The organism is Streptomyces sp. NPDC001270, assembly GCF_042896695.1.
Lineage (GTDB): Bacteria > Actinomycetota > Actinomycetes > Streptomycetales > Streptomycetaceae > Streptomyces.
The window spans coordinates 1-23,682 of record NZ_JBIAXM010000018.1; the positions used below are offsets into that span (position 1 = coordinate 1).

Here is a 23,682-nt window from a genome sequence, read left to right on the forward strand (position 1 = left end):
CCTCCTGACCGCGCAACGCGGCCAGCGCGGCCAGGTTCTGCCGGGCCGACAGCTGCGGATACAGCCCCGGCCCGTCCACAAAACCCGCCACCCCGCCGGACACGGCCAGCGCCCGCCCGAACCGCGCGCCCAGGATCTCCAGCTCACCACTGTCCGCGACGGACAGGCCCAGCAGCAGACCGAGCAGCGTCGTCTTGCCCGCGCCGTTCGGCCCCACCAGGCCATGGATCTGACCCTGCGCCACATCCAGATCGACGCCGTCGAGCGCGACGACCTCGCCGAAACGTTTCGCGATGCCGCGCGCCCGGATCGCCAAGGGTGTGTCCATGAGCCCCTTCTTTCGAAAACCTCAGGAACCTTAGGGACCGCACACAACCTGTACACAGACCGTCGGTTGAACGTTCCTGGAACGAAAAGCGACCGACACCTCCCTTACTGATGTCCTGGAGGCCACCGAACCGGAACGGTTGATGTGGCGCCCAGCAAAACAGCTGGTCAGAGGGTTGCTACGGAGGGCTTGGTGGCGGCAATGCCATTCTTTTTCTTTTCTTTGCCAGGGTGTTCGGAAGGTTTTGTTGCGGGTGTGGTGGAGGCCCTTCTGGCCCTTCTGCGCCCTTGTGCCGACTCTCCGTCACGCCCGTGGGGGCCGCCGACCACCGTGCCGAACGTGACCGGTCCCGGGGCGCGCTTGCGCCCGCGCCCGTCGGCACATGTTTCCGCACGAGTGGGCATGGTCGTCGATCCGCCGGGGCACACTTGCCCGGAGCCACACCCCGGTTCAAGGGTCGTTCACCCGGCAACCACCCACCGGAAGTCGGCTGTTCGGCCAGGGCCGGAAACCTCATGCCGCCCTGTCACCACGCTCCTGAGGACGGACACCGTGACCGAAGTACGCGCGCCCGGGTGGCGCCGTCGCCTTGCCCTCCTGCTCGCCGCCGTGGCCGGCCCCGCGCTGGTCGCCGGAACGCTCATGGCGTCGCCGGCCCAGGCGGCCCCGGCCGACGACGTACGCATCAACGAGGTGGTGACGACCGGAGACGTCAACGACTCGATCGAGCTCTACAACAAGGGCACGTCCGCCGTCGACGTCTCGGGCTGGATCCTCAAGGACGACAGCAACAGCTCGAAGTACAAGATCGCCTCGGGTACCACGCTGGCCGCGGGCGGATTCCGGGCCTTCGACGTGCACGGCCAGTTCGGCCTCGGCTCCAAGGACCAGGCGCGTCTGTACCTCCCCGACGGCTCCACCCTCGTCGACGGCTTCAGCTGGAGCGAGCACTCCGCCCCCTCCTGGTCGCGGTGCCCCGACGGCACCGGCGACTTCCGGGCGGCCTCCCTGACCCTGGGCGCCGCGAACAACTGCGACGGCGGCTCCGACGGGGGCGCCGGCACCTCGCCGGTGGCCTGGCCCGGCAGCGACTCCGTCACGACCGCCGACGCCTCCAACGTCTTCGGTGAGGACCTCAGCGGCCTCTTCCAGGAGGGCGGCGTGCTGTGGGGCGCGCAGAACTCCGGCAAGCTCTGGAGGCTGGTGCCCAACGGCTCCGGCGGCTGGAAGCCGGACACCGCCAACGGCTGGACCTCCGGCAAGGCCCTCCGTTTCCCCAGCGGCTCCGGCACCCCTGACAGCGAGGGCGTCACCCTCACCGGCGCCGGTTCCGCGGGCGGGGTGTTCGTCGCGAGCGAGCGCAACGGCGACGCCTCCGGGACCAGTCGGCTGTCCGTTCTCCGGTACGACGTCGGTGGCGGCGCCGGCACCCTGACGGCCACCAAGGAGTGGAACCTGACCTCGGATCTGCCGTCCTTGGGCTCCAACCTCGGCTTCGAGGGGATCACCTGGGTCCCCGACGGCTACCTGACCGGCGCGGGCTTCAAGGACGCGTCCACCGGGGCGGCCTACGACCCGAGCCGCTACGGCTCCCACAGCGGCGGCGTCTTCTTCGTCGGTGTCGAAGGCACCGGCACGGTCCACGGCTATGTGCTCCAGGACACGGGCACGTTCACCCGCGTCGCGTCCGTCGGCAGCGGCATGGCCGGCGTCATGGAACTGCAGTGGGAGCCGCAGGCATCCCGTCTCTGGGTGGTCTGTGACGACACCTGCCACGGCCAGCACAGGACGATGCAGGTCGATGCCTCCGGAGTGTTCGCCACCACCGCGGTCTACAACCGCCCCAGCGGCATGCCCGACATCAACAACGAAGGCTTCTCGGTGGCCGGGGCCGACGAATGCGTCGGCGGTGCCAAGCCCGTCTACTGGGCCGACGACGCCAACGACAGCGGTCACGCCCTGCGCAAGGGCAGCATCACCTGCTGATCCGGCGCCCCAGGTCCACGGTCACGCCGTACCGGCCGGGGCCGTGGACCTTTTTCGCCACCGGCCTTCGGGGAGCGTCACCCCGACCCCGACCCGTTCGCCGGGCCGGCCTCGGACCGCCGGTCGGCCCGGTGGACGGGCGGGTCAGCAGCCGGAGTCGGCGAGGACGTAGTAACCGGGGGACGTCTCCTTCAGGGTGTGAGTGGTGAACACGTTGTACAGACCCATGTTCTGGCCTGATCCGTTGGCGTACGTGTAGCCGCCGCTGGTACGGGCCCGGCCCGCGGCGACGTGGGCGTAGTTGCTCGCCGTCGTACAGACCGGAGCCGAGCCGGTGGTGGTGGCCGTGACGGGGGAGGAGACCTTGCCGACCGTGCCGTCGGAGCCGACCGCCGCGACCGTGTACGTGTACGACGTGGCCGGGGCCAGGCCGGTGTCCGTGAACGCGGTGCCTGCGGGCGCGCCGACCTGGGCGCCGTTGCGCAGGACGCGGTAGGACGCCGCACCCTGGACCGTGGACCAGCTCAGGGCGATCGAGGTGTCGGTGACGGTGCCCGCCGCGAGGCCGGTCGGCGCCGGGAGCTGCGCACCGCCCGGGTCGGTGCCGCCGCTCCGGTCGAGGCCCCAGAACCGCGCCGTGTAGTAGCTGGAGCAGATCGTGTCGAGGAAGTACGCCGCGGTCGTGCCGCACTGCTGGGCACCGGAGCCCGGATCCACCGCGAGGCCGTGGCCCATGCCGTTGATCTGGTAGAGCTGCACGGCGGCCTGGCCGGAACTGTCGTTGTAGCTGGTCAGTGTGGTGTTGCCGGGCAGGCTCACGGTGCTGGACGGGGTCTGCGAGAGGCCGTGGACGTTGGTCCACTGGTCACGCGACTCGGTCGCGTTGACGGGGTCGACGGTGTAGTCCGAGGTGCCCTGCCAGATCGCGACGCGCGGCCAGGGGCCGGCATACCCCGGGTACTGGGCGCGGACCTTGTCGCCCCACTGCGCCGGGGTGAGATCGACGCTTCCGAACTGGCAGCTGGACGCGCCCAGCTGACTGGTCGCGCACTGCGCGGGCAGCCCGGAGTCGACCGAGCCGCCCGCGAACACGTCCGGATACGCGGCGAGCAGATCCGCCGCCATGCCGCCACCCGCCGACAGCCCGGTCACGAACACGCGCCGCGCGTCGGAGCCGTACAGCGATTCGGCCTTGGTGACCATCTGGGCCACCGAGGCCGCCTCGCCCTTGCCGCGGGCGGAGTCGGCCGGATCGAACCAGGTGAAGCAGGAGAGGGCGTTGTTCGACGAGCTGGTCTGCGGGAACACCACCGCGAAGCCGTACTCGTCGGCGAATTTCGGCCAACCGGAGTTGGCGTAGTAGTCGTTGGCGGTCTGGCCGCAGCCGTGCAACGCGACCACGAGCGGGGCGCCGGCGGGCAGACCGGCCGGGACGTAGCTGTACATCGACAGGTTGCCGGGGTTGGAACCGAATCCGGTGACGGCGGTCAACCCGCCCGCGGCGGACGCGGGTTGGGTCAGGACCGTGGTTCCGGCTGCTGCCGCGAGCAGGCCGGACACGGCGAACCGTCCGACCAGCCGAGCGAGTCGGCCGAGGAGGGTGGTGGGGCGCACGGTGGAACCTCCGGGGTGCGCGAACCGCACGGCGGCCGGGGGAGGAACCCGTCCGCGCGGCTCTGGGCGGTCGGTGGGGCACGCGGTCCACCGCGTCCGGGGTCCCGCCCGGACCGATGGCCGGACGGCCCGGGAACGGGCCGCCGACCGCTTGCCGAGCAAGGACGTTAGGCGCGGCGTGTCGGCCGCGGACATATGGGCGGTCACCATCGGGTGCCCTGGGAAGTGTGGATACGGGCCGTTGCCCGGTTCCCGTGTCCGACGGCCTGCGCCGGCCTCCCCGCCCGGCCATCGCCCCCGCCGCACCACCGAAGGTGCGGGCATCGCGCGCCGTGGGCCCATGGTGTCGGACACCATGGCGGGGCCGGGCGCTGTGTGGGCCGCCCACATGTGAGTGATCCGGTCGGCATCCCTACGGTGACGGCCATGGAGAGCACGTCGAGTACGGCGGCCGGTCACCGGACGGACGCCCCGACCCACTCCGCGTGTCGCACCAGGGCCCGTTCGCGCCCGGTGGGCGTCCGATGCCGCTCGCGGCCCGTGACGAGCGTGGCCCGCCGGAGCGGGGACGGCCGCCCTGCCCGCCCGCCGACGGCCGGTGTGCCTCGCCGGGTGCTCCGTGCACGGTTGCGCCCCGTGGCCGAACAGACGTGAAAACACCAGTTCACGGGGGTGACGTGGACGGGCGGGACTGGCAGGGTGGCGCACCGGCGAGGAACCGGCGGCGGCTGTGACACGGGAGACGGCGATGGACGCGAGCAACGCACCGGGCGGCGAAGGGCGGCCTCTCGCCGCGCCGTCGGCACCGCGAACCCGCACCGCCGGGCCCGCGCCCCGTGCCCTCGGCGGACCGGACCCCCTCGCCGGACCGGACCCGCTCGCCGTGCCGGGGGCCTCCGCCGCCCCGCACCTCGGGCGCCTGCTGGAACTCCTCGCGGCCGGCGCGCCCGCCGAGGCGCTGGGCGCGGTCACCGGCCAGGCGCGCGCGGCGGGTGTCGACGGGGCCGATCTGGCGGAGACCGAACGGGCCGTGGCCACGGCGCTGCGGGTGCGCAGTTCGCTGCGCGCCCATCGCCGCCGCGAACTCGAACTCACCGCCCTGTTCGACACGGCCGGCGACCTCGCCGCCTCCCGCGACCTCGACGAGGTGCTGAAGGCCATCGTCCGGCGGGCCAGGATGCTGCTGGGCACCGACACCGCCTATCTGACGCTGCCGGACGAGGAGGCCGGAGACACCTACATGCGGGTCACGGACGGCTCCGTCTCCCCGGTGTTCCAGAACCTCCGGCTCGAACTCGGCGAAGGTCTCGGCGGTCTGGTGGCGCAGACCGCCCGCCCGTACGCGACCCCCGACTACCCCACCGACGACCGCTTCCACCACACCCGTAACATCAACGCGGGCGTGTCCGAGGAGGGCCTGGTCGCGATCCTCGGGGTGCCGCTGCTGCTCGGCTCGGTGCACGGCGGGGACCGCAAGGTGATCGGCGTGCTGTTCGCGGCCGACCGCAACCCCCGCTCGTTCAGCCCCGACGAGGTGGCGCTGCTCTCCTCGCTGGCCGCACACGCCGCCATCGCGATCGACACGGCGCGCGCTCTCGACGACACCCGGGCCGCGCTCGCCGAACTCGCCGAGGCCAACGAGGTCGTACGGGCGCACGCGGCGGCCGTGCAGCGGGCCGAGGCGGCGCACGACCGGCTCACCGACCTCGTCCTGCGCGGCGGGGACGTGCGGGAGGTGGCCGCCGCCGTGGCCGGGCTGCTCGACGGGGCGATCACCGTGCACGACCCGGGTGGCCGGCCGCTCGCCGCCGTACGGCACGACGGCGGGCCGTTCGCCGCCGACTCGGTGGACGTCGGCTGGCTGGTTCCGGCGGCCGAGGAGTCCCGTACGGCGGGCCGCGCGACGGCGCGCTCGGGGCGGTGGATCTGCGCGGTGCTGGCCGGGCCCGAACTGCTCGCCATCATGGTGCTGCACCGGCGCCGCGCGCTGGAGGACGCCGACCGGCGAATGTTCGAACGCGCGGGCGTCGTCACCGGTCTGCTCATGCTGCTGCGGCGTACGGTCGCGGAGACCGAGAACCGGGTGCGCGGCGAACTGGTCACCGACCTGCTGACCGACGCCGGCCGCAATCCGGCGCTGCTCGCCGAGCGGGGCCGCAGACTGGGCCTCGACCTCGACCGGCCGTACCTGGTGCTGGTCGCCGCCACCGAACCCGCGGCCCGGGACCGGCTCAGCTCGGCCGCCGTCCGCTACCTCTTCGGCGCCCCGGCGGGCAGCGCCGGCGCCGAACACGCCGGGGCCGTCGTGCTGCTGATGGCCGCCGACGAGCGGTACACGCCCGGGCAGTCCGCCCGTGCCGCCGCCGTCCAGCTCGGGCATCTCGCGGGTGCCGCGGTCACGGTGGCAGCGGCCGGACCGGTCTTCGGCCCGTCCCGGATCGCGGACGCGCACGCGGAGGCGGTGCGTTGCCTGCGCGCCCTGCACGTACTGGGCCGCCACGGCGACGGCGCGTCCGCCGGTGAACTCGGCTTCCTCGGCGTGGTGCTGGGCGACGACAAGGACGTGGACGGGTTCGTGCGCGGCACGCTCGGGCCGCTCCTGGAGTACGACGCCCGGCGAGGCACCGAACTGGTCCGTACCCTCGCCGCCTACTTCGGCGCGGGCGGCAGCCTGACCCGGGCCAAGGACACGCTGCACGTGCACGTCAACACGGTCGTGCAGCGGCTGGACCGGATCGAGGTGCTGCTCGGCGCGGACTGGAACCACCCCGACCGCGCGCTGGAGCTGCAACTGGCCCTCAGGCTGAGGGAACTGAGCGGCTGACAGTTCCTTGTCGGGGCGCGTTCGCGGCCTTCCCGTGGTCGGTGTGACTCCGTCGGCCGGCGGCGAACCGCAGGCCGACGGTGAAGCGGAGGCCGGCCCTCTGCCATGGGCCGGCCGCTCCGGCGCCGGCCCGCGCCGACCGTACGGCGGTCAGCCGGTGGCCCTTGCGGCGGCCTTCAGCAGCAGATCGGCGACGAGCGCCGCGCCCTCCTCACCGGTGAGCACCGTGTAGTGGTTGGTGTCCGCGGCGCGCAGGGGCGTCACGCCGGTGCCGTCGAGGCCGGCACGGGCGAGGCGTTCCTCGTCGTACAGCCCCTGCGGCTCGTCCATCAGGCCGCGGTCCGCCCACAGCAGGGTGGCGGGGCCGGGCAGATGACGTACCGCGGCCAGCACGTCCGCGTCGAACAGGCCGACGCCGTCGGTGCGGACGGCCTCCAGACGGCACGAGGACCGCAGTTCCGGCTCCTCGCCCACCAGATCCCGCTGGATGTACGCGTCGACCTCCGGGGTCCACCGGTCCGTGAACGCGGGGTGCACCCGCCAGAACGCGCGGTAGGCGGCCCGGTCGGGGAAGACCATGGACAGCCGGTCCATGGCGGGGCCGATGACCGCGGTCATCAGCTCGTCCGGGGACAGTTGGGTGGGTGCCGGGAACCCGACGCCGCCGTCCACGAGCAGCAGGCGACCGAAGCGCCCGGGGTGGCGGACGGCGGCCAGGGCCGCCGTGAACGCGCCCATCGAGTGCCCGGCCAGCACCGGCCCTCGCAGCCCCAGCGCCTCGGCGACCGCGGCGGCGTCGTCGGCGTGCGCGGCGATGCCGTACGGCCCGGGCAGGCCCGCGCTGCCCGCGCGTCCCCGCAGGTCGGGCGCGACGAGCGTGGCGCGGCCCGCGAGCCGGCGGGCGACCGTTCCCCAGGACAGGCCGTTGGCGGTGATGCCGTGCAGGGCGAGCACGGTGGGCGCCCCGGGATCGGCCGCGGTCCAGCGCAGCACGGCCAGGTCGCCGCCGGGGACGGGGACGCGCAGTTCCTCGAAGGGCAGTGGTTCGGGACCGGTCGGGGTGTCGGCGGGCTCGGTGTCGGCGGTGGTCACGACGTCTGCCTTTCCTTGACATCGGCATCGGCATCGGCATCGGCATCGGCGGAAGCGGCCGAGGCACTGGAGGGCGGGACGGCGGAAGCGGCCGACGTGTCGCCGGTGCCGGGTCCCGACCCGTCCTGGGCCGATTCTCCCTCGCGCTCCCCACTGCCCGCGTCCCCTCTGCCGCGGCGTGCGGTGCGGGCGGCACGGACACGGCCCGGCAGGGCGGCCAGTCCGCCGGGCAGGACGCCGACGACGACCACGAACAGCACGCCCAGCAGGAACAGCGGCTGGCTGAGCGGCACCCGCAGCACGGCGGGCAGATCGGCGACGGCCGCCGAGCCCGCCAGATCGCCGAGACGCTGGTCGGCCCAGGTGTACAGGATCCCGCCCAGCATCGGGCCCCACCGGGTGCCCGAGCCGCCGAGGACGACCATCACCAGCAGCGACAGCGTGAACTCCGAACTGGTGGTGTGCGGGGTGGAGCCGCCGGTCAGCAACAGATGCACGATGCCGCCCAGTGCGGCCAGGCCGCTCGCCACGGTGAAGGCCACCAGTTTGAACCCGTACGGGCGCAGCCCCAGCACTTCGACGCGGCGCTCGTTCTCCTTGATGCCCTCCCAGACCCGGCCGGTCGGCGAGCGGGTGGTCCAGTGCACCACCGCGAGGGTGAGGACGAGGAACGCGAGCGTGATCCAGTACAGGGTGGCGGTGTGCTCGATGCCGACGAGCCCGGCCGGCAGCGGACCGGCGGCGACCGCACGGCCCTCCTCGCCGCCCGTGAAACCCCCCGGATCGCGGCTGACCAGGATGGCGGCGGCCTGTGCGAACGCCAGCGTCACCATCGAGAAGCCGATACCGGTGACCCGCAGGCTCACCGAGCCGAGCAGCAGGGCGAGGGCGATGCCGAAGACCAGGCCGAGCACGGCGGACAGGCCGAACGGCAGGCCGGCCTCCTGCATCATCGTGTTGGTGGCGTAGCTGCCCGCGGCGAAGTACAGCGCGTGCCCGAAGGACAGCAGGCCGGTGCGGCCCAGCAGCAGGTCGTAGCCGGTCGCCAGCGCGCCGTACAGCAGGCACAGCGCGAGCAGTTGCAGGCTGCCGGCGCTGCCGACGGGCCCGTCAAGCAGGCCGGGGATCTCGACGGCGCTGTACGGCAGCACGAACAGCAGGACGAACAGGCCCACCGGCCACCAGCGCAGCAGGCGACGGGCGGCGGACCGCTCCGGGCGGGCGGCGAGACGGGCGCCCGTGTCGCTGACGGTGCTCATGCGAGCCTCCCGGTGAGACCGCGCGGACGCACCAGCAGCAGGGCGGCGAGCAGTACGACGACGGCGAGATCGCCGAGTCCGGCGGTGGTGTAGTAGTTGGCGAACTGCTGGACGAGGCCGATGACGACGGACGCGACGGCCGCACCGGTCACCGAGCCCATGCCGCCCGTCACGACGACCACGAACGCGAAGATCAGCAGCGAGGTGCCCTGGCGGGGGTCGACCGAACCGAAGTACAGGCCGCCGAGCGCACCGCCCAGTGCGGCGGCTGCCCCGCCGATCGCGAAGACCAGGGTGAACGCCTTGCGGACGTCGATGCCCAGCGCGGTCACCATGGCCCGGTCCTCGACGCCCGCGCGGACCACCAGTCCGTGCCGGGTGCGGTCGAGGAACAGCTTCAGACCCGCCCAGACCAGGACCGCCCCGGTGATCAGCACGAGCCGGTCGGCCGGGATCCGCGCGCCGAGCAGGCCGACCGTGCCCTCCAGCGCCTTCGGACCGGGAAAGGCCAGGGCGTCGGTGCCCCAGATGCCCGACAGCAGCGCGGGCACGGCCAGTGAGACACCGACCGTGGCGAGCACCTGCTCACGCGGCCGGGTGTACAGCGGCCGGACGACGGCCAGTTCGAGCAGGACCGCCGCGCACGTGCCGGCCACCACCCCGAACACGACGGCGAGCACGAAACCGAAGCCGCCGGAGCCTGCGCCGGGCAGGTGGCCGGAGGCGGCCCACCAGGTGGCGTAGGCGCCGATGGACAGCAGCGCGCCGTGCGCGAAGTTGAGCACGTCCATCAGGCCGAAGATCAGCGACAGCCCGGAAGCGACGAGGAAGTACAGCGCACCGAGACCGAGTCCGGTCAGGGTGAGCAGGACGACGGTGTCCATCAGACGTCGGCCTCCGTACGGTCGGACCGCCGCACCGCGGGCCCGGGTCCGCCGGCCCCGGCGGGCGGGTCCGTGGTTGTCGGCGCGGCAGGGGTGGCGGGGTGCGCGGGGGCGGCCGCGCGGCCGACGCCGAGCAGGCGGCGGGTGGCCTCCGGGTCGCCGAGCAGGTCGGCGGCGGGTCCCTGATGGGCGGTACGGCCGTCGGCGAGCACCGCGCAGTGCGCGGCGAGCCGGCGGACCATGGCGAGGTTCTGCTCCACGAGCAGCACCGGGACGGCCTCGGCGGCACGCTCCAGTACCCGCGTGACCTCGGTGACGACCTTCGGGGCCAGACCCTTGGTCGGCTCGTCCGCGATGATCAGCCGGTTGCCGTTGAGGAGGGTGCGGCCGATGGCCACCATCTGCTGCTGGCCGCCGGACAGCGTGCCGGCCGCCTGCCCGGCCCGCCGGAGCAGTTCGGGGAACAGTTCGTGGACGAGGGCGTAGTCCGGCGTGCCGTCGGCGCGTTCGGCCAGCCGCAGGTTCTCCGCGACGCTCAGCCCGGCGAAGACGCCCCGGTCCTCGGGGGCGTAGCCGATGCCGCGGCGCACCAGGGTGTGGGTGGGCAGGCCCACGGTCTCCTCGCCGTCCAGCAGCACACTGCCGGTGCGTGGCACCAGGCCGAGCACACCGCGCACGGTGGTGGTCTTGCCCGCGCCGTTGCGGCCGAGCAGGGCGGTGACCCCCTGCCGGGCGACATCGAGGTCGACGCCGTGCAGAATGTGCCGGCCGCCGATCAGGACCCGCAGGCCGCGCACGGCCAGCAGCGGCCCGCCGCCCGGCGCGGGGCGGGCGGCGGAGACGGTCCGGGCCGTCCGGTCGGGACTCACAGATCCTCCCCGAGGTACGCCTGCTGGACGGTGGCGTCGGCGGTGACGGTCTCGGGACTGCCCAGCGCGAGCAGGCTGCCGTGGTGCATCACGGCGACCCGGTCGGCCAGGCCCAGCAGGACGTCCATGTGGTGCTCGACCATCAGCACGGTGCGGCCCTCGTCGCGGTGCAGGGTGCGGATCAGTTCGGTCAGGGCGGGCACTTCCTCGGCGCTGACGCCCGCCATCGGCTCGTCCAGCAGCATCAGCCGGGGCTCGGCGACCAGCAGCACGGCGAGTTCCAGCTTCCGCTTCTCGCCGTGCGAGAGGGACCGGGCGGCCACGTCGGCGCGGTGCACGAGACCGGTGCGGGCGAGCACGTCGTCGACCCGGTCCCGGTAGCAGGAGGCCCGCCGCCAGATCCGGTACGAGCCGCCGTCCGCCGCCTGCGCGGCGAGGCGGACATGCTCGGCGACACTCATCGCGGGCCACAGGCTCGACGTCTGGAAGGTGCGGCCGAGACCGCGCCGGGCCCGGGCGTACGGGGCCTCGCCGGTGATGTCCGCACCGGCCAGGACGACCCGGCCGGTGGTGGCCGGGACGAGCCCGCTGATCAGGTTGAACAGCGAGGTCTTGCCGGCTCCGTTGGGACCGATGAAGGCAAGGAACTCGCCTTCGCGCACGTCCAGGGAGATGCCCGAGAGGATGGTGGCGCCGCCCACGGACCAGCCGGCTGACTCCAGGCCGAGGACGGCGGCGGGGGCCACGGTCGCACCGGGGGCGGGCCCGGTGCCGTGGGACGGTGTGGTCACGGGTCAGCCCGCCAGCGGCTTGACGGGCGGGGCCACCTTCTCCAGCGGCAGCGTCCGCACCAGTTCGGGTTCGGCGGTCCTGCCGCTGCCCTTGAGCCTCGCCTGGAACATCGGCTGGAGCAGCGCGTGGTCCTCGGCGCGGATCTGCTGCCTGCCCTTGACCCCGTCGAACGTCCAGCCCTCCAGGGCCTTCACCATGGCGTCGGTGTCGGTGGCACTGCCCTCGACGGCGTGCACGATCATCTGGGCGGCGGTGAAGCCGTCCGGGGTGAACAGGTCGGGGGTGCCGCCGGCCTTCTCGACCGACTCGGTCATGGCCTGCTCCGCGGCGGTGCCGGCCGCACCTGGGAAGTAGTGCGCCAGGAAGGTGATCTGCTGTCCGCCGGCTCCGAAGACGGGGTACGAGGCGGCTCCGGCGAGCCCGGTGGTGACCTTCGACGAGGCCGGCACCCCCTGCTGGTCGAGGGCGGTCCACAGCGCGGGGGCGGTGGCACCGGCCCAGGCCACGAAGACCAGGTCGGGATCGGCGGCCCGGACCTGCCGGGCGAACGGGGTCAGGTCGGTGGCGCCGGGCGGGGCCAGCACGGAGGAGACGTCGGCGCCCTCACCGCCGATCACCGCCTTGACGGCATCGACGTTGGCCTGGCCGAAGGTGGAGTCCTGGGCCAGCACGGTGACCTTCTTGCCCTTGGCGTCGCCGAGCATCGCGGCGGCGGTCAGGGTGTCCTGGTAGGACTGGCGGCCGGAGCGGAAGGTGTACGTGTTGATGCCGGTGATCGCGTCCGTGGCGGCCGGTCCGTCGATGAACAGCACCTTGTTCTGTGCGGCCAGCGGAGCCATCTGAAGGGCGATGCCGGAGTCCGTGCTGCCCGCGAGGATCTTCGTGCCCTTGCCGATGAGGTCCTTGCCCGCGGCGACTGCCTTCGAGGCGTCCCCGGCGTCATCGCGCTCGGTGATCTCGATGGGGTGGCTGTCGACCTTCCCGGTGCCCTTGGTGGCGTAGTCGAGCCCGGCCTTGAAACCCTCGATGTACTGCTTGCCGTAGGCGGCGAGCGGGCCGGTCCTGGAGTAGACGAGGCCGACCTCGACGGGCGCGGTGCCCTTGCCGTCACCGGCGGACTCGGAACCCGCCGTACCGGCCTGGGCACAACCGGCGGCGAGGAGGGCGGCGACCGTGACGGCGGCGGCAGCGGCCAGGGTTCTGGTGCGGCGGGGCTGTGCGGAGTTCGCGGGCATCGTGGGCATCGGACCGGCTCCCGGAGGGTGGTGCCGCACCGGTCCCGTCCGTGCCCGGGGAGGCACGTCTGCGGCGGACGGCGGCGGCGCAGTTGCTGACGGAGGGGACGGTAGAAGCCCCCGATCGGCCGCCGACATGGTGTCGGACACCGCACCTGTGGGGGCACTCATGTGTGCGCCCCATATGGCGACGGCACCGTGGCCCACGGGGTTCGTACGGTGCCCAGGGGCCGGCCGGCGTCCCGCGCACTGCCGCAGTCCACCGGCCGCTCTCGCGCCGCCGGACACCCGGCCGGACGGCCCGGCCCGCTCAGCCGGGCTGTCCGGCCACCGGCCGCAGGTGCCGCTCTCCACCGGAGAGACATCAACGGGGACCTGGACACGGGCGGTTCGTCTTCCCGCCGCACGCGCTTCGCGCAACTCCCGTGCGGGCCGGTGACCGACGACGTACGTGCCGACGGACGTCGTGCCGCGTGGACCGCGAGCCGGTTGGCCTCCGGCGCGGCCCCGTGGGCTCGGTCGCGCAGGGCCGACGGGTCCTGGTGACGGTGTGACAGGGGAGGGCGCGGTCCGAACACCCGGCCGACCCGGCATGACCCGGTCGGCCCGGCCCTCCGGTGTGATCCGCCCGACCTGGCACGGCCCGCCCGAGCGGCCCGGCACCCGCAGCTCGCCGCCGTGCCGGGCCGCGCACCGCCATGCCCCGCGTGCGCAACACACTGTCATGCCACCGTGGTGGCGACACACCGTCATGCCGCCGCGCGGGGCCGCACACCATCCCTCCCGCAAGGCGACCCGCCTGAGCGGACGGCGGTCGTCTGCGGCGCAGCCTGGATCCGTCGCCAGCACGTCAACACATCGGATCTCTCCCGCTGTATTGACGAGCAGCAGCCACATCTCTACGTTACCTCGCTGGATAGCTCCGATGAATCGCCGAGTCGCCGGGAGGCAACGTGCCCAGCCCGTCCAGACGTACCGTCCTCGCCACCGGATCCGCCCTCGGTGGCGCGCTGCTGGCCTCGGGCCTGCCCACGCCGGCGACGGCGGCGGACCCCGCCGAGCACGCGACGGACCCCGCTGACCCGTGGCGCACCGTTCTCGACGACGCCGATCTGGTCTGGCAGCGCATGCCGACGACCTGGTACGACGGCCCGTTCCTCGGCAACGGCCACCTCGGCTCCGGGATCTACGCCGAACCGGGCGCCGCGTCGACCGCCGTGCGGTTCAACGTCCAGCACTCCGAGGTCCAGGACCACCGCCCCGAGTTCGGCTCCCTCTTCGGCCTGGCCCGGCTGCCGATCGGGTACTTCACGCTGGAGCCGGTCGGCGCGATCTCCGGCCTCGACTGGCGGCTGTCGCTGCACGACGCCGAACTGACCGGCACCCTCACCACCGACCGGGGCACCCTGACCCTGCGCGCCCTGGTCCACAACGACCGCTCGATCCTCGTCGTGCAGGTCACACCCAGCGAGGGGGAACGCGGCTTCCGCTGGGTGTTCCACCCGGCGGAGGCCATCAGCCCGCGGGCCGCCTTCAAACCGCTGCCGGACGGCTACCAGGGCAACCCGCCCGCCGAGACGGCCGACCACGACGGTGTGAGCGCCGCCGTGCAGCCGCTGCTGGCGGGTGGTGGGCACGTCACCGCCTGGCGGGAGCGGACCAGGGGCCGGACCCGCACGCTGTACGTGCACGTCGCGCACTCGTACCCGAAGGACACCGCCCTGGAGCAGGCGCTGAAGGCGGTCCGTGCCGTGGACCGGCTTCCCTACGCCGCTTTGGCGGCGACCCACCGCACCTGGTGGCACGCCTACTACCGCAAGAGCTTCCTGTCCCTCCCGGACGCCCGTGTCCAGCGCTTCTACTGGATCCAGCTGTACAAGGCCGCGGCCGCCGCCCGCCGCGACGCCCCCGTGATGGCGACGAGCGGCCCCTGGCTCGAACCGACCCCTTGGCCGAACACCTGGTGGAACCTCAACGCGCAGTTGGAGTACTGGCTGATCCACGGCTCCAACCACCTCGAACTCGACGCCGTCACCAGGGCGTTGAGCGAGTTCCGGGACAACCTCGCCAAAGAGGTGGCCGCGCGGTACCGGACCGACTCGCTGGGCATCCCCCGCACCACCGACCCCCAGCTCGTCAACGGCGCCGCCGGCACCCTCACCGGCTACGGAGTCGGCATCCCCGGACAGGACCCGCCGACCCCCGAAGTCGGCAATCTGACCTGGGCGCTGCACAACGTCTGGCTCAGCTACCGCCACACGATGGACGAGTCGATCCTCCGGGACGTCCTCTACCCCCTGCTGCGCAAGGCGATCAACTACTACCTGCACTTCCTCGAACCCGGCCCGGACGGCAGACTGCATCTGCCCGCCACCTTCTCCCCGGAGTACGGCGGCAACACCCGCGACTGCAACTACGACCTGATGCTCCTGACCTGGGGCTGCCGCACCCTTCTCGAATCCGCCGGCCTCCTCGGCATCGACGATCCGCTGGCACCCCGGTGGCGCGAGGTGCTGGCGAGGCGGGTGGCCTACCCGGCGGACGCCAACGGATTCATGATCGGCGCGGACATCCCCTTCGCGAAGTCCCACCGCCACTACTCGCACCTGCTGGCGGTCTATCCGCTGTACGAGGTGACCGGCCGCACCTCCGGCGAACGCGCCCTGATCGAGAAGTCACTGGCGCACTGGGTCGGCTTCGAGGGCGCCCTCCAGGGCTACACCTTCACGGGCGCCGCCTCGATGTCGGCGCTGCTAGGCAAGGGCGAGGACGCGCTGAAATACCTCGGTGAGCTGATGACCCGCTTCATCCAGCCCAATACCATGTACAAGGAGTCGGGGCCGGTCATCGAGACACCGCTGTCGGCGGCCCAGTCGCTGCACGACATGGTGTGCCAGTCGTGGGGCGGTGTCGTCAGAGTGTTCCCCGCGCTGCCCGCCGCCTGGACGGACCTGACCGTCCACGACTTCCGTACCCAGGGCGCCTTCCTGCTGAGCGCGGTCCGCCGGGGCGGCACCACCCGGTGGGTGCGACTGGTCAGCGAGGCGGGCGCGCCGTGCGCGATACGGCACGGAATCCCGGGACCGGTCGACGTACGCGACGGGCGGGGCCGCCCGCTGCGCCACACCGAGGCCGGCGACGGCATCGTCCAGGTCGACCTGCGCAAGGGCGAGTCGGTGCTGATCACGGCGAAGGGCGACCGGCCCGACCTGACCATCACCCCCGTCCGTCCGAACGAGGAAGCGCCCCGCTGGGGGCTGCCGCTCACCTGAGCCGGGCCCCTCCGCGCACGCCACCCGGTCACCGATCCACTCCACTCGTCGACCTGCCTCATCACCCAGGGAGTGCACATGGCGGTTCCCGTCAAGACCATGGTCGCCGCGCTCTGCGCCGGCCTGGCGGCCACACTCTGCACGGCCGTGCCCGCACGGGCCGGCCAGGACACCGGACCCGCCGAGCACGTCTGGGCGGTGTCCGGCCCCGAGCGCTCCACGACGGCGCGGGAGCCGCGTGCTCGGGTGTCCCTGGACGACACGACCGGCACGCTGGGCCTTTCGGTGACGCGCGGTGGCCGGACCGTCATCGAACCGTCGCCGGTCGGCATCGTGACCGAACGGGCCGACCTCTCCCAGGGCCTGCGCTTCCTCGACCGCAACGACCGGCGGGTGAGCGAGCGGTACCGGACGGAGTCCGGCAAACGGCTGGAGCGCCGGGTCCGCATGAACGAGACCCGCCTGTCCTTCGCCACGGCCGCGGGCGCCCGCCTCGACCTCGTCGTCCGCGCCTCCGCCGATGGCGTCGCCTACCGGTACGTCCTGCCCGCCGGACACGGCGACGTGCTCGGCGAGACCTCCGCGTTCAACCTGCCGCCGCAGGCCGGCGCGTGGCTCGGCGCCTACCGCGTCGACAACGAGGGCCAGTTCAACCAGTACACCGCCGCGACCGCGCCGACCGGCGCATACTCGGACCAGGCGCTCTTCGCGACCGACGGCGGTTACGCCCTGCTCGCCGAATCCGATCTCACCGGCACCTATTCGGGTGCCTGGCTCGCGCACGACCAGGGCACCGGCACCTACCGGATCGCACTCGCCGACGACCGGGTCCACACCGACGGCCCCCTCACCACCCCCTGGCGGGCCATGGTCGTCGGCGACCTCGCCACCGTCACCCGGTCCACGTTCACCGACGACCTCGCCCCCGCCGCCAAGGTGGCCGACACCTCCTGGATCCGGCCCGGGAACGTGCTGTGGACCTGGCTCGCAGGCGGCCGGGCCGCCGGCCAGAGCCTCGCCGCGCAGAAGGCGTACGTCGACTACGCCGCTCAGCGGCACTGGCCCTACGAGGCCGTCGACGCGGGCTGGTACTTCAAGGCCGACGAGTGGGACACCACCGACCCCGACTGGCAGACCGACAGCTGGCTGCCCGACCTCGTCGACCACGCACGCGCCAAGGGCGTCGGGATCATCGTCTGGATCCACCAGCGGGACCTCGACACACCCGAGGAACGTGCCCAGTGGCTGCCCACCCTCGAACGATGGGGCGTCAAGGGCGTCAAGATCGACTTCATGAACTCCGAGGCGCAGCCCATGCTCCAGTGGTACGACGCCGTCCTCGCGGAGACCGCCGCCCACCACCTCATGGTCGACTTCCACGGCTCCACCGTCCCCAAGGGCATCCAGCGCACCTGGCCGCAGGTCATGACCCTGGAAGGCGTCGGCGGCGAGGAGAAGAAGACCAACACCGCCGGCCACCTCACCACGCTGCCCTTCACCCGCAACGTCATCGGCTCCATGGACTTCACCCCCGGCGGTTTCCAGCGCACGGGCCGGCGCCCCGACTCCGACGCCGCGGAGGCCGGACTCGCCGTCGTCTACGAGTCGGGCCTGCAGATGTTCGCGGGCACCCCCGAGTCCTACGACGCCCGCCCGCTCGCCCGGGACTTCCTGGAACAGGTCCCCGCCGCCTGGGACGACACCCGGCTGCTCGCCGGGCGGCCCGGCCAGGAGGCGGTGCTCGCCCGCCGCAGCGGCGACCGCTGGTTCCTGGGCGGCGTGTACGCCGGTGCCGCGCACCCGGCCGAGGTGCCGATGGCGCTCGGCCCGGGACGGTGGCTGGTGGAGACGGTCCGGGACGGCGCCGACGGACTGGTCCAGGACCGGCAGGTGCTGCGCGGAGGCGACACGCTCGGCATCGACGTGGCCGCCGGCGGCGGCTTCGCCGGGATCGCCTGCCGCTGGCACCCCGGCGTCACCACCTGCTACCGGTGAGGGCCCGCCGCAAGCGTGGTCACCGCACGCCGCAGGAAGTCGCGGTGGTGCCGGGCGGTGCGGAAGGCACGGGGCCGGCGCGCCGGAGCGGCGGCCGCGCCCTCCCTGTCGACGGGGTGGTTGTCCTTGCCGCCGAGGAAGACGTCGTACACGCGCGCGGGGTACGCCTTCGTGGTGTCGGTCCTCCTTCGCGGCTCGGTCGGGTCGGGGCCGAGGGCGTCAGCATGCCTGTACGTCTCCCGGCGAGTCGGTCACTTGGCGGACACCACGTGAGCGGCCGGCAATCCAACCTCCAGGGAGACTTGGGAACCCCGGGAAACACACACGGCCCCGCCGGTCTTTCCGGCACATGTGAGGGCGGGACCCGGCCGCTCGCGGCCGGCACGTGTGCCCACAGGGGGCGCCGGCCTCCTTGTTCTAGGCTGAACGCATGATCACGCTCACTCAGCTGGCCGAGAACCCGCACCCTCACCTGGCCCGGCTCAGGGACACCGCCCCGGTGACGTGGCTGCCGGCGCTCGGCGGGTGGGTGGTCACCTCCCGGGCCCTGGCGCTCACCGTGATGCGGGACGCCGAGACGTTCACCGTGGACGACCCCCGGTTCACGACCGCGCAGGTCACCGGTGCCAGCATGCTCTCCGTCGACGGGCCCGAACACACCCGGCACCGCGAACCCTTCACCGACCGCTTCCGCCCCGGCGCGGTCCGTGACTCCTTCGCCGACAGCACACAGCACGAGACGGACCGTCTGCTGGACGGCATCGAAGGCCGCGGGACGGCCGAACTGCGGCGGGAGTTCGCCGGACCGCTGGCCGCCACGGTGATGGCGCAGGCGCTCGGCCTGGAAGGCGTCCCCGTTCCCCGGGTGCTGGCCTGGTACGAGGCCATCGTCCGCTCCGTGCACGAGCTGACCGAGGGCCGAGCGGCCGGTACCGAAGGACCCGCCGCCTACGCGGCACTGCGCGAAGCCGTCGCCGGCACGGTGGACGCGGGATCGCCCCACTCCCTGCTGGTCACCGCCGCCCGGAGACTGGAGCTGCCGGACCTGTCCGCCAACGCGGCCATCCTCCTCTTCGGCGGGATCGAGACCACCGAGGGGATGATCACCAATCTCCTGTTCCACCTGCTGCACGCACCAGGGCAACTGTCGGAGCTGCGCGCGGAGCCGGATCTGCTGGACAACGCGATCGAGGAGTCCCTGCGGCTGGAACCCGCCGCGGCCGTCGTCGACCGGTACGCCACCCGGGACGTGCGGCTGGCGGACGCGGACATCCACGCGGGCGACCTGGTCACGGTCTCCCTCGCGGCCGCGGGCCGTGACCCGGCCGTCTTCCCCGACCCCGACCGTTTCGATCTGCACCGCCCCAACTCCCGGCAGCAACTCGCCTTCGCCCACGGTCCGCACTACTGCCTGGGCGCCCACCTCGCCCGGCTGGAGACCCGCATCGCGCTCCGCTCCTGCCTCGACCGTCTCGACGGCCTGCGCGCCGACCCGGACCGCCCGGCGGCCGTCCGCGGCCTGGTCTTCCGTAAACCAGCCGACCTGTGGGTGCGGTGGGACAGGTGACGCCGACCGGGTCGCCTCACCTGACGAGGTGAGAAGCGGTCCCTGACCTGGCGTTCCGGCTCGTCCGGCGGCGCCCCGTGCGCCGGTGGCCGCGGCCCTCCTCCGCTCCGCGCCGGGCCGACGTCCCACACGTGCCGCCCGGCGGCCTCGCCACGGCCGGCGTCGTACGGCGGCGTCACCGGTTCTCCAGCGGCAGCCGGACGACCATCCGGGCGCCGGGCCGGTTGTCCTCGACGCGGACGCTGCCGTGGTGCGCCGTGACGATGTCGCGGACGATGGCGAGTCCCAGACCGGCGCCGCCGGTGTCGCGGGCACGGGCGCGGTCGAGGCGGGTGAAGCGCCCGAAGACGCGCTCCCGGTCGGCCTCGGGAATGCCGGGACCGTCGTCGGCGACGACCAGGTTCGCGCTGTCGTCGCGGGCGTTGAGGGTGACGTCGACACGTGTGGTCGCATAGTGCAGGGCGTTGTCCAGGAGATTCCGCACGACACGGGTGAGCGCGTCCCCGTCGCCCGTCACCCGTGCCGCGCCCACGGCGTGCCGGTCGATCACGAGCGGGCTGCGCCCGCGGGCTTCGCGCACCTCGGCGTAGACGATCTCGTCCAGGTCGACGGGGCGGGTCCGCAGTCGCGGCCGCGCGTCGAGCCGCGCGAGTTGCAGCAGGTCGTCGACGAGCCTGATGAGCCGCTCGCTCTCCCGGAGCAGGCCGGCGGCAAGGCTCTGCCCGTCGACCGAACCGGGATGGTGGGCGGCCACCTCCAGGCCGGTGTGCAGGGTGCTGAGCGGGTTGCGCAGTTCATGGGCGGCGTCCGCGACGAACCGCCGCTGCCGCCGGGTCGCGGTGTCCAGCCGCGCGAGCAGGTCGTTGAAGGTGGCGGCCAGCCGGCCGAGCGCGTCCGCGGCGGGCGGTACGTCGACGCGACGGCTCAGGTCGGACGCGGTGATCTCGGCGGTCTGGGCGCGCAGGGCGTCCACGGGACGCAGCGCGCGTCCGGTGAGCATCCACACGACACCGGTGAGCAGGGCGACGACCCCCGGCACACCGGTGGCCAGACCGGCGGCGAGCCGGGCGATGCCCCGGTCGACGTTCTCGGTGGGGACGGCCACGTACACGATCACGGGGTTGTGTCGTGTGCCCGCGGGGACACCGACGGCACGCCAGGTCCCACCGCCCGGGACCGGCAGGTCATGGATGGTGTGGGTGTGGGGGGTGTCCGACCGGCTCGCCGGAAAGGTGAACGCCCGTGGCCGGCCCCGCAGGTTGGCGGAGCTGGCGCGCACGGCGCCCGTGCCGTCGACGATCTGGACGGCGATCTCCCGGTGGCCGGTGACCGGCACGTCCGGAAGGATCCGGCTGGTGCCCTCGTCCGCGGCGACGACCTGCGCGCGTTGCAGCGCGGTCTGGTCGAGGCCGTTGATCAGGCTGGTGTGCAGCCAGACGACGAGCAGCAGAGCCGCTCCGGTCAGCCCGGCCGCGATGACGGCGGCCGCTGCGGCGGTCAGCCGCAGGCGCAGCGACCGGCGGCCCCACCAGGACCGGACGCCGGCGGCCACCGGTCACCTCGCGCTACCGCGCAGCCGATAGCCCGCGCCGCGGACCGTCTCGATGGTCCGCCGGTCGAACGGGACGTCGATCTTGCGCCGCAGATAGCCGACGTACACCTCGACGATGTTGGTGTCGCCGTCGAAGTGCTCGTCCCAGACGTGGCAGAGCAGGTCCGTCTTGCTGATCACTTCGTCCGGATGCCGGAGCAGGTATTCCAGGAGCGTGAACTCCCGGGCCGTCAGGTCGATGTCCCGGTGGCCGCGGCGGCAGCGCCGGCGCGCGGGGTCGAGGGTGAGGTCGTCGGCGGTGAGCACGGCGGGCCGGGCGGGCGCCCCGCGGCGCAGCAGCGCCCGGAGCCGGGCGACGAGCACCACGTAGGAGAACGGCTTGCTCAGGTAGTCGTCGGCGCCGAGATCGAGGGCGTCCGCCTCGTCGTACTCGCCGTCCTTCGCCGTGAGCATCAGCACCGGTGTCCACACCCGGGCCGCCCGCAGCCGTTTCAGGACTTCGTAGCCCGACAGGGAGGGCAGCATCAGATCCAGCACGATGACGTCGTACGGCTCATGGAGTGCCCGCCACAGTCCCTCCGCGCCGTCGTACGCGACGTCGGCGACGAAGCCCTCCGCGGCGAGTCCGTCGGCGATGGCCCTGGCGAGTGCGTGCTCGTCCTCGATGATCAGCAGTCGCATGGCAGTCTCTCCGACTCCACCGTAGCTCCGAACCCTGACGACTGTTACCTGAGAGGACGCTGAGGAGGCGGCCCGTTCTCAGGTCCCTCTCAGCACCCGGGCCGCAGGCTGGAGTTGTCAGGCAGACATGGATCGGACGAGGAGCGCGACGATGAGGGACCTCAGGGACGACGAACGCCGGACCGGGGACCGGAACCAGGCCACCCGGGGGCGTGTGCGGTACGTGGTGGACGACCGTGACCGGGTCCGGCGGACTGCCGAAGGCGTTCGGGACGATGCGGGACCCGGACGACAGGACCGGGAACTCGACGAGCGGGAGCGCCTGGTGCGCATGGCGCACGTCGCCGAGCGGCCCTTCGGCTGACGGCATCCGCGGGTGGTCCGTGACCGCGCGCCACGGACCGCCCGCGGACGTCGTTCAGCTCTGGTGCAGCGCGACCGCCGCGGCGCGGCTGACGTCCACGGTGACGTCCTCGACCGTCCAGCCCGGCAGCCCCGCGGTCGGTGTGGGCCCGGTGCCGACGTAGTCGAGGGTCAGGCCCCGCGCCAGACCCGTGCCGAGACCTTTGAGGTACGCCTCCTTGCGCACCCAGGCCCGGGCGAAGGCCAGGGCCCGCTCGTTCTCGGGCAGGGCCGCCAGCTCGGCCCGCTCCGACGGATGCAGCTCGGGGACGAGCCCCGCCACGACGCGGGGCGACGGGATGCACTCCATGTCGACGCCGACGGGGGTGTCGGCGAGCGCGATCAGACACAGGCCGCCGCTGTAGGCCAGGGAGAAGTGCGTCGTGCCGCCCACCACCGCCGGCCGGCCGTGCGGGGCGCCGCACACCGGGCACGGTTCCCGGGCGAACGCCACCTGACCGGGTGCCACGCCGAGCCGCTCGGCGAGCAGACGGCGCAGCGCGGTGTGCGCGGAGACGTACCGGCTGCGGATCTCGGGCCGGGTGAAGGACAGGGCCCGCCGGCGCTCACCGGCGTCCAGGGACGTCGGCGCGGCCCGCGGGTCGGCGTGGACGAGCCACAGGACGGGCGGCGGGCTCACCGCGGCCTCATTTCCGCATCGCCTCTTCCACCAGGTCCATGGCCAGGTCGAGGGTGTGCAGCACGGGCAGGCCCTGGCTGGTGTACCAGTCGTCCGTGGCCTCCGGGTGGGGGCCGGTCACCGCCACCCGGCCGGCCCCGAAGGGGGCGACGAGGGCGGCGGGACTGCCGTCGGCGTAGGTGGCGAGGACCGAGGCGTCGGCGTGCTCGTCGAGGACGAAGACCGGGCCGTCCTGGAAGTACAGGGTGCGGGGGCGCCCCCGCCAGGACACCTCGATCAGCGTGTCGCCGTCGTCCTGGACGGTGGCCCCCGCCATGGAGATGTACCGGTCGGTGTCGCCGGGCAGCAGCCCAAAACCCGGGGTGGCACCCGCCAGGTAGCCACCGAGGCAGAAGCCCAGGTAGCGTCCGCCGGCGCGCACGAAGTCACGGATCGCCCGGCGCCGCCGGAAAAGCCTGAGGTAGGCGGGGACCAGCGTGCCGCCGCCCGGCTGGGCGTACACCGACGCATGCGAGAGGGACGCGGCGGACAGGGGGAACTCCTCGCGCGGACCGGTGAAGCGCACGTCCCATTGCCACGGGCCGCGGGAGAGCATCCCGGCGACCGCCTCGGGGCAGCCGGGCAGCGAGGCCGGCCCGCGATAGACGAGGGCCAGGGGACGCCCGGCAGCGGTCTCGGGGCCCGTCACGA

At 73.3% G+C, this 23,682-nt stretch carries 18 protein-coding genes and 1 pseudogene; 6 read left to right on the plus strand and 13 right to left on the minus strand.

Annotated features, from left to right (window positions below; translation table 11 throughout):
* Nucleotides 1–328: ATP-binding cassette domain-containing protein (locus tag ACFY2B_RS27750; protein WP_390765790.1), on the minus strand; the 328-nt coding region annotated here is incomplete at its 3' end.
* A 552-nt stretch (nucleotides 329–880) separates the two neighbouring features.
* Here ACFY2B_RS27750 and ACFY2B_RS27755 point away from each other — a divergent pair.
* Complete coding sequence (locus ACFY2B_RS27755) at nucleotides 881–2,314, plus strand: lamin tail domain-containing protein (protein ID WP_390765791.1); 1,434 nt, start codon at nucleotides 881–883, stop codon at nucleotides 2,312–2,314.
* A gap of 144 nt (nucleotides 2,315–2,458) precedes the next feature.
* Here the strand turns inward: ACFY2B_RS27755 and ACFY2B_RS27760 are convergent, their stop codons facing one another.
* A complete protein-coding gene (locus tag ACFY2B_RS27760) occupies nucleotides 2,459–3,928 on the minus strand; it encodes a PHB depolymerase family esterase (protein WP_390765792.1) in 1,470 nt (489 codons plus the stop codon).
* A 748-nt stretch (nucleotides 3,929–4,676) separates the two neighbouring features.
* On the opposite strand from ACFY2B_RS27760, the gene ACFY2B_RS27765 reads away from it, so the two are divergent.
* Nucleotides 4,677–6,752, plus strand: a complete 2,076-nt coding sequence (locus ACFY2B_RS27765) for a helix-turn-helix domain-containing protein (protein WP_390765793.1) — start codon at nucleotides 4,677–4,679, stop codon at nucleotides 6,750–6,752.
* A 150-nt stretch (nucleotides 6,753–6,902) separates the two neighbouring features.
* Here the strand turns inward: ACFY2B_RS27765 and ACFY2B_RS27770 are convergent, their stop codons facing one another.
* From ACFY2B_RS27770 to ACFY2B_RS27795, 6 genes are all read right to left on the minus strand, one after another.
* Nucleotides 6,903–7,844: an alpha/beta fold hydrolase gene (locus ACFY2B_RS27770; protein WP_390765794.1), complete on the minus strand. Its 942-nt coding sequence runs from the start codon at nucleotides 7,842–7,844 to the stop codon at nucleotides 6,903–6,905.
* The gene (locus tag ACFY2B_RS27775; protein WP_390765795.1) at nucleotides 7,841–9,103 is read right to left on the minus strand and encodes a branched-chain amino acid ABC transporter permease; all 1,263 of its coding nucleotides are present in this window, start codon (nucleotides 9,101–9,103) and stop codon (nucleotides 7,841–7,843) included. Before ACFY2B_RS27775 ends, ACFY2B_RS27770 begins: the two co-directional genes overlap by 4 nt.
* A complete protein-coding gene (locus ACFY2B_RS27780; protein ID WP_390765796.1) occupies nucleotides 9,100–9,987 on the minus strand; it encodes a branched-chain amino acid ABC transporter permease in 888 nt (295 codons plus the stop codon). Before ACFY2B_RS27780 ends, ACFY2B_RS27775 begins: the two co-directional genes overlap by 4 nt.
* Nucleotides 9,987–10,784, minus strand: a complete 798-nt coding sequence (locus ACFY2B_RS27785) for an ABC transporter ATP-binding protein (protein ID WP_390765933.1) — start codon at nucleotides 10,782–10,784, stop codon at nucleotides 9,987–9,989. The genes ACFY2B_RS27780 and ACFY2B_RS27785 overlap by 1 nt, the downstream gene beginning before the upstream one ends.
* A 68-nt stretch (nucleotides 10,785–10,852) precedes the next feature.
* On the minus strand, nucleotides 10,853–11,647 hold the full coding sequence (locus ACFY2B_RS27790) for an ABC transporter ATP-binding protein (RefSeq protein WP_390765797.1): 795 nt from the start codon (nucleotides 11,645–11,647) through the stop codon (nucleotides 10,853–10,855).
* A 3-nt stretch (nucleotides 11,648–11,650) separates the two neighbouring features.
* A complete protein-coding gene (locus ACFY2B_RS27795; protein WP_390765934.1) occupies nucleotides 11,651–12,883 on the minus strand; it encodes a substrate-binding domain-containing protein in 1,233 nt (410 codons plus the stop codon).
* A gap of 953 nt (nucleotides 12,884–13,836) precedes the next feature.
* On the opposite strand from ACFY2B_RS27795, the gene ACFY2B_RS27800 reads away from it, so the two are divergent.
* Together ACFY2B_RS27800 and ACFY2B_RS27805 are read left to right on the plus strand one after the other, a co-directional pair.
* The gene (locus ACFY2B_RS27800; RefSeq protein ID WP_390765798.1) at nucleotides 13,837–16,155 is read left to right on the plus strand and encodes a glycoside hydrolase family 95-like protein; all 2,319 of its coding nucleotides are present in this window, start codon (nucleotides 13,837–13,839) and stop codon (nucleotides 16,153–16,155) included.
* Between the two features lie 78 nt (nucleotides 16,156–16,233).
* Nucleotides 16,234–18,150, plus strand: coding sequence for a glycoside hydrolase family 97 catalytic domain-containing protein (locus ACFY2B_RS27805; RefSeq protein WP_390765799.1), 1,917 nt, complete (start codon nucleotides 16,234–16,236; stop codon nucleotides 18,148–18,150).
* An 8-nt stretch (nucleotides 18,151–18,158) separates the two neighbouring features.
* Here the strand turns inward: ACFY2B_RS27805 and ACFY2B_RS27810 are convergent.
* Nucleotides 18,159–18,371, minus strand: a pseudogene (locus tag ACFY2B_RS27810) (SAM-dependent methyltransferase); the annotation flags it as partial.
* Nucleotides 18,372–18,580: 209 nt separating this feature from the next.
* Between ACFY2B_RS27810 and ACFY2B_RS27815 the strand changes: the two are divergent.
* Nucleotides 18,581–19,717 (plus strand): cytochrome P450, encoded by a 1,137-nt coding sequence (locus ACFY2B_RS27815; RefSeq protein WP_390765800.1) that lies wholly within the window; start codon nucleotides 18,581–18,583, stop codon nucleotides 19,715–19,717.
* A 175-nt stretch (nucleotides 19,718–19,892) separates the two neighbouring features.
* Here the strand turns inward: ACFY2B_RS27815 and ACFY2B_RS27820 are convergent, their stop codons facing one another.
* The gene (locus ACFY2B_RS27820) at nucleotides 19,893–21,269 is read right to left on the minus strand and encodes a sensor histidine kinase (protein WP_390765801.1); all 1,377 of its coding nucleotides are present in this window, start codon (nucleotides 21,267–21,269) and stop codon (nucleotides 19,893–19,895) included.
* Nucleotides 21,270–21,272: 3 nt separating this feature from the next.
* Entirely contained in the window at nucleotides 21,273–21,950 is a 678-nt protein-coding gene (locus ACFY2B_RS27825; protein WP_390765802.1) for a response regulator transcription factor, read from the minus strand.
* A 151-nt stretch (nucleotides 21,951–22,101) separates the two neighbouring features.
* Here ACFY2B_RS27825 and ACFY2B_RS27830 point away from each other — a divergent pair, with 151 nt between their 5' ends.
* On the plus strand, nucleotides 22,102–22,314 hold the full coding sequence (locus ACFY2B_RS27830) for a hypothetical protein (protein ID WP_390765803.1): 213 nt from the start codon (nucleotides 22,102–22,104) through the stop codon (nucleotides 22,312–22,314).
* Between the two features lie 54 nt (nucleotides 22,315–22,368).
* On the opposite strand, the gene ACFY2B_RS27835 is transcribed toward ACFY2B_RS27830, so the two are convergent.
* Both ACFY2B_RS27835 and ACFY2B_RS27840 read right to left on the minus strand, forming a co-directional pair.
* Complete coding sequence (locus ACFY2B_RS27835) at nucleotides 22,369–22,992, minus strand: 4'-phosphopantetheinyl transferase family protein (protein ID WP_390765804.1); 624 nt, start codon at nucleotides 22,990–22,992, stop codon at nucleotides 22,369–22,371.
* Nucleotides 22,993–22,999: 7 nt separating this feature from the next.
* Nucleotides 23,000–23,680 (minus strand): BPL-N domain-containing protein, encoded by a 681-nt coding sequence (locus ACFY2B_RS27840; protein ID WP_390765805.1) that lies wholly within the window; start codon nucleotides 23,678–23,680, stop codon nucleotides 23,000–23,002.
* Nucleotides 23,681–23,682 lie beyond the last annotated feature (2 nt).

Excerpts from the sequence above, each read along its gene's own strand:
- ACFY2B_RS27780 (WP_390765796.1), bottom strand. The coding sequence starts at position 9,987 with ATGGACACCGTCGTCCTGCTCACCCTGACCGGACTCGGTCTCGGTGCG.
- ACFY2B_RS27825 (WP_390765802.1), bottom strand. The coding sequence starts at position 21,950 with ATGCGACTGCTGATCATCGAGGACGAGCACGCACTCGCCAGGGCCATC.
- ACFY2B_RS27775 (WP_390765795.1), bottom strand. The coding sequence starts at position 9,103 with ATGAGCACCGTCAGCGACACGGGCGCCCGTCTCGCCGCCCGCCCGGAG.
- ACFY2B_RS27805 (WP_390765799.1), top strand. The coding sequence starts at position 16,234 with ATGGCGGTTCCCGTCAAGACCATGGTCGCCGCGCTCTGCGCCGGCCTG.
- ACFY2B_RS27815 (WP_390765800.1), top strand. The coding sequence starts at position 18,581 with ATGATCACGCTCACTCAGCTGGCCGAGAACCCGCACCCTCACCTGGCC.
- ACFY2B_RS27795 (WP_390765934.1), bottom strand. The coding sequence starts at position 12,883 with ATGCCCGCGAACTCCGCACAGCCCCGCCGCACCAGAACCCTGGCCGCT.
- ACFY2B_RS27830 (WP_390765803.1), top strand. The coding sequence starts at position 22,102 with ATGAGGGACCTCAGGGACGACGAACGCCGGACCGGGGACCGGAACCAG.
- ACFY2B_RS27765 (WP_390765793.1), top strand. The coding sequence starts at position 4,677 with ATGGACGCGAGCAACGCACCGGGCGGCGAAGGGCGGCCTCTCGCCGCG.